We start from the raw sequence: 8,262 nt of genomic DNA, 5'->3' as shown, positions 1-8,262 counted from the left end.
GATATGCCGTACTGATCCTTTTTCAGGCCATGGACACCGGGGGAAAGGACGGCACCATCCGCCATGTTTTTGGCCCGTTAAATCCACAGGGGGTGAGGGTTATTAACTTTAAGGCACCCTGTGGAACTGAGCTGGAACATGATTATCTGTGGCGGATTCATAAAGAGATCCCCCGTAAAGGGATGATCGGAATTTTTAACCGTTCGCACTATGAGGATGTGCTTATTGCCCGCGTGCACAACCTGGTGCCGGATAAAGAAATCGAAAAGCGATATGCCCAGATCAATGCCTTTGAAAAGTACCTTACGGAAAATCATGTATTGGTGCTTAAATTCATGCTCCATATCAGCAGGAAAGAACAAAAAGACCGCCTGGAAAAGCGGCTTGAAAGACCCGATAAGCAATGGAAATTTGATAAGAGTGATCTTGAGGAGCGAACATACTGGGATAATTACATGCAGGCTTTTAACAGGGCTTTGAATGAATGCAGCACACAGCATGCCCCTTGGTATGTAATACCGGCCAACCGGAAATGGGCCAGGGATTTTATGGTGGGCAGCATCACACTGGAGCGCATGAAATCGTTGAATTTAAACTATCCCGAACCTCCTTCGGGTCTGGAAAACATCATTATCCCCGATTAAAAAACCAAACCATTATGGCAAAAGACAAACCAAACGCAGAGAGACAGCCTAAGAAATTCGGAACATTCGGGGGCGTATTTACCCCGAGCGTACTAACCATTCTGGGAGTGATCCTGTTCCTCCGCTACGATGTAGTTGTAGGCAATGCCGGCCTGTGGGGTGCATTGATGATTCTTCTTCTGGCCAAATTATTTACATTCATCACCACCTTATCTTTATCCTCCATATCAACCAACATGCAGGTCAAAGGCGGAGGTTCCTATTACCTGATAAGCCGAAGCATCGGGGTGGAATTTGGCGGGGTGATTGCCATATTTTTCTATATCGCCCTGGCATTGTCCGTTGCCATGTACGTGGTGGGTTTCACCGAAGCACTGCTGTTAGCATTCCCTGAGCTAAATCACTCCTTCACAATGGTAGCCACCTTAACCAATGTTGTAGTTTTTATATTTGTATACATCGGGGCAGGCTGGACCATACGGGTTCAGTATGTCATTCTGGCCCTGCTGCTTCTTGCCATCGGTTCTTATGTTTTCGGGGCATGGCAGCAGGCCTCTCCGGAACTGCTCAGCAGAAACCTCCAGCCCGACTGGACAGCCGGCCATTCTTTCTTTACAATATTTGCCCTTTTCTTCCCTGCTGTAACCGGTATCATGGCAGGAGTGAACATGTCCGGAGATCTAAAAAGCCCCAGCCGGTCGATTCCGCGAGGCACCTTTTTGGCCATCGGCTTCACTCTTTTGATATATGCAGGCATCGCCATTTTGATGGCTGCCAGCAGCCCCCGTGAGAACCTGTTTGGTGATGTAATGGTGATGCATGAGAAAGCCTGGTATGGACCGCTGATCTATGTGGGCGTTATTGCTTCCACTTTGTCCTCGGCACTGGGCAGTATGATGGGAGCACCCCGTATTCTTCAGGCTTTTGCAAAGGACAATGTTTTCAAACGGCTCAGGTATTTTGCACGGGGGAGCGGAAGCTCCAACGAACCCCGCAGGGCCATATTAATTACATTTGTTCTGGCACAAGCAGGCGTTATGGCAGGTGACCTGGATACAATAGCCCCCATAATCACCATGTTTTTCCTCTTAACCTATGGCACCATTAACCTGGCCAGCTTTTACGAAGGCATATCCGGAAATCCCAGTTTCAGGCCTACATTCAAATATAACCACTGGTCGGTTTCACTGCTTGGTGCCTTTGGAAGCCTGTGCATCATGTTCCTGATAACCTGGGTATGGGCATTGGTTGCCATTGTGCTGGCCGGCGGACTATTTTTCCTCATCACACGAGCCGAGCTGATCGTGCAGTGGGGCGATGTGCACAGTGGCATTGCCTATCAGCAGGCACGAAAAGCGCTATTGCGCCTTGAAAGGGAAAGCTACCATCCCAAAAACTGGCGTCCGTCTATCCTCACCCTTAGCGGCATTGCCGGAAGCCGGATGCATCTGGTACGCTATGCCAGCCTGTTATCAGCAGGCCGTGGCATTGTCTCGCTTGCACAGGTAATAACCGGTGACCTGGAAAATCTGAATTCCCGGCGTATGGAAGCCGAGAAACTGATGCGCAATTTCATCCGCGAGAAAAAATTGCCGGCTTTTCCCGTAGTAATTGTTGATGAAAGCTTTTCCGAAGGACTTAAGGCGCTATTACAGACGCATGGGATCGGAGGCATAAGGCCCAACACATTACTTCTTGGCTGGAGCAACGACCCCGAAAAAAACAGGACCTTTTCTACCATTCTCAGCCTGGCCAAAAAGATGGAGTATAGCTGTTTGATCTTGCACAGCCATCATAAAGAGGAAACCTGGAATCCACCGTCAGGGGCCATCAACATCTGGTGGACCGATGCCAACAATGGTCCGATGATGCTGCTCCTGGGGTATCTTTTAAAAAGCAACCGGGCCTGGCGTGACTGCCCGTTAAGGATACTCCGGCCGGTAGCACCCAAAGCCGATGTGGAAAATGTGAAACGTGAAATGGAGGAGATGTTAACAAAAGGACGAATAGAGGCAGATACGGTAGTTCTTCCCACGGAGGACCCGCTGGATGCCGTGCGGAGTGCCATGATTCCATCTGCGGTGCTCTTTGCGGGCTTTGAGCCTGCAGACAAAGATCCCGCCGGTGTACTGTTAACCTTTATGAAGGAGATCGTCGATCTGCCGGGCGACGTTATAATGACTTATAATGCCGGCGATGTATCGCTGGAGGCCTGAAAATACTATATCATCTTCTTAATTACCCGCCAGTCCTCGGAAGAGATTCTCCCTCCTTCCACTTCCAGTATCTTGGAAGCAAGGAAAGCTCCGATTTTTCCGCAATGGGTGAGGTGGTAATTCTTCAGCAGCCCGTACAAAAAGCCTGCTGCATACAGATCCCCTGCCCCACTTGATTCAACAACATTGGCCGGAGAGGATGGGATGGGATAAAACTCACTTCCCCGCTGAATCAAGGAGCCTTTATCGCCTTTTTTTATGACCACCACTTCACAGTCTTTGGCGAGGCTTTTTATGGCCCGTTCGGGTTCATTGTTCGTATAGGAAAAGGCTTCCAAATCGTTGGCAAAAAGTATGTCCACAGTACCCTTGAGGAATTGTTTCAGAAACTCCCTGTGCCCTTCGGCAATATGACTGCTGGCCAGATCAAAGACCACCTTCATATACTGGATATCGTCAAAATCGGCCAGGGCCTGAATAAAATCCTCGTTGGGAAGCATATATCCGTCAATCAGCAAATGGCTGTAGTTGGCGAGGTATTTATCCGAAAGATCATCAGAAGTAAGATCATCATTAACTCCAGTGTAGCCGATTCTGGTAATCGTATTATCGGGCGTTTTCAGATGCAGCACCTTTCCGGTATCTCCTTCCTTCCGGATCAGATCGGTGTAAACACCTGCACCGGTCATATCCTCCTCGAACATCTTCCCATGTTCGTCGTTCCCAATGGCTCCAATGAAAGCCGTTTTATGATCCAGATTAGCCAATGCATGAATGGTATTGGCCGTGGAACCTCCCGGAATAAATCGGGCATCAGTAAGGGATAATTCCTCGTAGAACCGATCAAATACCTCTTTATTGACATGCTCCTGTGATCCTTTTGCGAAGGAATACTTTTTCAGCAAGCTTTCATCGGGAAGCTCGGCCATAATATCAATCAATGCATTGCCTATACCCATTACTTTTGCCATAACCGTTCATTTTGTCGTTCAGGACGTGAAGTGAAAAAAAATTTTGTTAGAAGGTTTAAATATAATGAAAAGCTACTAACTTAAGTAAGAACGGAAGCTCATACTTATGAAAATACCATTGTAATCTGGTTAATTGAGTAAAATTGGTTAATTAAGTTAATTAAGTTGATTGAGTTAATTGAGTTAAATTGGGTTACTGGTTAAATGGTTAATTGGCTGGTGAAAAGGTTGATTGGTGTAGTATACATATACATAAATGAAGAAGAAGGGACATTGATTGAGAAAAAGAGAGGAGTATCTTGCTACGAAAGAATGCATCCCAAATTTTTTCCAGGCAACTGATTTGTATCAAAATTCCCTGATTTACTCCCTCTTAACTTAACTTAACTTTACTTAACCCTTCTTGCATTATTTCAATCAACCTATCGACCAATTAACTTAATTAACCAATCAACTTAATCAACCAATCCAATCAACCAATCATCCAATCAACCAATCAGTCAATCAGTCAGTCAATCAATCATCCCATAGATTTCCTTCCATTTCTCATCATCCATCTTGGCTCCCATACCTTCAATCACCTTGCCTGCCAGCACGGCGCCTATATATCCGCATTTGTCCATTGGATAACCTTTAATCAGTCCGTACAGGAAACCACCGGCAAAGGCATCACCGGCGCCGGTTGTATCGATTGGGCTAGCCTCTATTGGATCGATTCGAACCTTCTCCGCACCACTTTTTACAAATGAGCCTTCCTTGCCCACCTTTACCACGGCTATATCACAAACCTCTGCCAGGTCATCGAGGGCAGCCTCAGGCTCCTTGCCGGTGAAGGACTTGGCTTCTTCTTCATTGGCAAAGATGATGTCCACATAATCCTTAACAAAAGTTTTCAGAAATTCCAGGTTATCTTCAACCACATTAAAGCTCGCCAGATCGATAGAAACCTTCATTCCCTGATTTTTGGCCAGCTCAAAGGCCTTTTTCAGCAATTCATGGTTAAGAATCAGATAGCCTTCTATATGTAGGTACTGATAACCTTTAAAAAGTTCTTCCGTGAGCTCATCAGGACTTAACTCCACGGCAGCTCCAAGCATTGTAGCCATGGTCCGTTCCGAATCGGGGGAGACCAAGGCATAGGAACGGCCTGTAGAGGTTTGGGTGCGGAAGAGTTTGGGATCGATGTTGTTCTTTTTCATATCATCGTAGAAAAAATCACCCAGCTCATCTTCTCCTACCTTGCCTATAAAACCTGCAGGTGCACCCAAACGGGCAAGTCCGTGAATGGTATTGGCCGCAGAGCCCCCGCTGGACTGGAGCTTTTCAAGATCTTCCGTGGCTTTGATTATCTTATTGACGAAATCCTGGTCGATCAACTGCATGCTGCCTTTTGGCAGGTTGAACTCCTTTAACAAATCATCATTTTTCAATTTGGTCATGATGTCAACCAGCGCATTGCCAATTCCTAAAACTTTATCCATAATTATCTTCTTTTCTAATGATCAATAAAATGTCCCAAAATCCCACCGTCACATAAATATATCCGGCTGATTTTGGGACATAAAAACATTTAACTAGTGTTTGTCCATAAAGTCAAATAGATTTGAAAGAGTCTCGTCTAGAATGTTCGCTGGCAAGGCTTGCGAGTTTTGAATGACAGGAGTTTACTTGATGTAATCGACTGGCATGAAAAACGAGCATAACGCAGCCAGCGGATATTATAGACAGACTCTAACTATATATTTATTTTATGTTGAATTCTTCCTTGATCTTATCAACATAATCCAGCTTTTCCCAGGCAAAGGTGTCTACTTCTTTTTTGTGGTCGTTCACATAAACCACCTTTTTGCCGGGCTTTCTTCCCATATGCCCATAAGCGGCTGTTTCCATAAAGATGGGATTTCTCAGTCCAAACCGCTTTACAATGGCGCTGGGGCGAAGATCAAACAACTTCTTCACCTTTTCTGCAATTTCTTCATTGGAAAGGTTGACCCTGGGATTGTTTGTGCCTACATAGAATCCTACCGGTTCAGCTACACCAATGGCATAGGCAAGCTGCACCTCTACTTCGTCTGCGACGCCTGCTGCCGCCATATTCTTGGCAATATGGCGGGCTGCATAAGCTGCGGAACGGTCCACCTTGGATGAGTCCTTTCCTGAGAAAGCACCACCGCCGTGAGCGCCACGGCCGCCATAGGTATCCACAATAATCTTCCTTCCTGTTAGTCCGGTATCGCCGTGAGGACCTCCGATAACAAATTTTCCGGTTGGATTGACCAGCAACCTGAAATCTGTATCAAACAACTTCTGAATGGCCTTGGGATAAGTTTCCTTTACCCGTGGAATCAATACGTTTTCAACATCGGTTTCAATCTTTGCCAGCATTTCCTTATCGGCTTTCTTTCTGGCTTTTTCAGAATCATCTGTTGGTTTAATGAAATTATCATGTTGCGTGGATACCACAATGGTATCAATTCCCACTGGGGTATCGTCATCATCATATTTAATGGTGACCTGTGATTTAGAATCAGGACGCAGGTAAGGCATTTCACCTTCCACCCTTCTGATCTCGGCCAGTTCTTTCAACAGTCTGTGGGAAATATCCACCGGTAAAGGCATGTAATTCTCAGTCTGATTGGTGGCAAAGCCAAACATCATGCCCTGGTCGCCTGCACCTTGTTCCTCTTCGGATTCCCTTTCAACACCTATGCTAATATCGGGTGATTGTTCATGAATGGTCGTGAGGACACCACAGGAATCGGCATCGAATCTAAGCTCGGGACTGGTATAGCCTATTCGGCGAATCACATTTCGGGCTATATCCTGCACATCTACATAGGCTTCGGTTTTAATTTCACCGCCGACGATAACCAGACCGGTTGTAACAAATGTTTCGGCAGCACATTTTGAATTCGGATCCTGCTTCAGCAGTTCATCAAGTATCGCGTCAGAAATCTGATCGGCAATTTTATCGGGATGTCCTTCGGAAACGGATTCCGATGTAAATAAATATGGCATAATCTTAAATTTTTTGGTTAATTTTTAAATTCTACAATATAAACAATCAATATATTAAGAGGCTCCCGCTGCCAGATGAATGACAGCAAGAGCTCCCCTGTTAATACCTGTAATGCTCGGATTTATATGGACCCTCAACGGGTTGACCCAGATAATCGGCCTGTTCCTTGTTCATCTTGGTCAGTTTGATGCCCAAATGCTTCAGATGGCTTCTGGCCACTTCCTCATCGAGGTGCTTGGGTAATCTGTACACGCCGATATCACGCTTATTTTGCCAAAGATCCATCTGGGCAAGCACCTGGTTGGCAAATGAGTTGCTCATCACAAAAGACGGATGGCCGGTAGCACAACCAAGGTTTACCAGACGTCCCTGGGCCAGCATGATAATGGAATGCCCATCGGGAAATTTATACTGATCTACCTGGGGCTTGATATTGACTTTCTCAATATCTCCGCGTTCCTCAAGCTTTTCAACCTGTATCTCATTGTCGAAATGACCGATGTTGGAGACAATGGCCTTTTCTTTCATCCGTTCCATGTGTTCCAACGTGATCACATCTTTATTGCCCGTAGCAGTTACAAAAATATCTGCTTCACTTACTATATCCTCCAGGGTAGTAACTTCAAAGCCTTCCATGGATGCCTGCAGCGCACAAATCGGATCGATCTCCGTTACGATAACCCGGGCACCGAAAGCTGCAAGGCCCTGGGCACAACCTTTACCAACGCCTCCATAACCGCATACCACGGCTTTCTTACCGGCTATCATAATATCCGTAGCACGTTTGATACCGTCGATCAGCGACTCCCGATTGCCATAGTTGTTGTCAAATTTCGATTTGGTAACCGAATCGTTCACATTAATAGCCGGGAACAAGAGTGAGCTGTCTTGCTCTCTTTGATACAGGCGGTGAACTCCTGTAGTGGTTTCTTCGGAAATACCCCGCAGTTCCTTGACCGCATCTGTCCACTTTGTCTTGTCATCTTCCATAATGCTCTTCAGACGGTTCAGTAAAGCCCTTTCATCCCAGGCTTCAGGTTGTTTATCCAGCAGGGATGGATCCTGCTCTGCCTGATAGCCCAGCGTGACCATCAGTGTAGCATCGCCACCGTCATCAACAATCAACTGGGGACCTTTCCTGCCGGGGAAAGACAATGCCTGTGCTGTGCACCACCAGTATTCATCCAATGTTTCACCTTTCCATGCAAAAACCGGCACGCCTTTTTTGGCTACATAAGCGGCAGCCTCATCCTGGGTAGAGAAAATGTTGCAGCTTGCCCAGCGAACATCGGCACCCAGTTCAACCAACGTTTCGATCAACACAGCCGTTTGAACGGTCATATGAAGGGAACCGGTGATTCTGGCCCCCTTGAGTGGTTTCTCTTTTCCATACTTATTCCTTAATTCAATCA

At 46.2% G+C, this 8,262-nt stretch carries 6 protein-coding genes; 2 read left to right on the top strand and 4 right to left on the bottom strand.

All coding sequences use genetic code 11. The annotated features are described in order from the left end of the window. A partial coding sequence (locus KGY70_13430) for a polyphosphate kinase 2 family protein (protein ID MBS3776190.1) occupies nucleotides 1–644 on the top strand: 644 nt, incomplete at its 5' end. 14 nt (nucleotides 645–658) lie between these two features. Continuing rightward, entirely contained in the window at nucleotides 659–2,860 is a 2,202-nt protein-coding gene (locus KGY70_13425) for an amino acid permease (protein ID MBS3776189.1), read from the top strand. Nucleotides 2,861–2,865: 5 nt separating this feature from the next. Here KGY70_13425 and KGY70_13420 read toward each other — a convergent pair whose 3' ends face one another. The 4 genes from KGY70_13420 to KGY70_13405 all read right to left on the bottom strand — a co-directional run. Next, nucleotides 2,866–3,831 (bottom strand): adenosine kinase, encoded by a 966-nt coding sequence (locus KGY70_13420; protein ID MBS3776188.1) that lies wholly within the window; start codon nucleotides 3,829–3,831, stop codon nucleotides 2,866–2,868. 512 nt (nucleotides 3,832–4,343) lie between these two features. After that, complete coding sequence (locus KGY70_13415; protein ID MBS3776187.1) at nucleotides 4,344–5,312, bottom strand: adenosine kinase; 969 nt, start codon at nucleotides 5,310–5,312, stop codon at nucleotides 4,344–4,346. Between the two features lie 262 nt (nucleotides 5,313–5,574). Continuing rightward, nucleotides 5,575–6,849, bottom strand: a complete 1,275-nt coding sequence (gene metK, locus KGY70_13410; protein ID MBS3776186.1) for a methionine adenosyltransferase — start codon at nucleotides 6,847–6,849, stop codon at nucleotides 5,575–5,577. 100 nt (nucleotides 6,850–6,949) lie between these two features. Continuing rightward, the coding region (locus tag KGY70_13405; protein MBS3776185.1) for an adenosylhomocysteinase at nucleotides 6,950–8,262 on the bottom strand (1,313 nt) is incomplete at its 5' end.

The sequence above is a fragment of the Bacteroidales bacterium genome, assembly GCA_018334875.1.
GTDB lineage: Bacteria > Bacteroidota > Bacteroidia > Bacteroidales > UBA12077 > JAGXLC01.
Note: the sequence above shows the minus strand (reverse complement) of the source record. Positions and strands in the feature narration are given on the sequence as shown.

Excerpts from the sequence above, each read along its gene's own strand:
- KGY70_13425 (MBS3776189.1), top strand. The coding sequence starts at position 659 with ATGGCAAAAGACAAACCAAACGCAGAGAGACAGCCTAAGAAATTCGGA.
- metK (MBS3776186.1), bottom strand. The coding sequence starts at position 6,849 with ATGCCATATTTATTTACATCGGAATCCGTTTCCGAAGGACATCCCGAT.
- KGY70_13420 (MBS3776188.1), bottom strand. The coding sequence starts at position 3,831 with ATGGCAAAAGTAATGGGTATAGGCAATGCATTGATTGATATTATGGCC.
- KGY70_13415 (MBS3776187.1), bottom strand. The coding sequence starts at position 5,312 with ATGGATAAAGTTTTAGGAATTGGCAATGCGCTGGTTGACATCATGACC.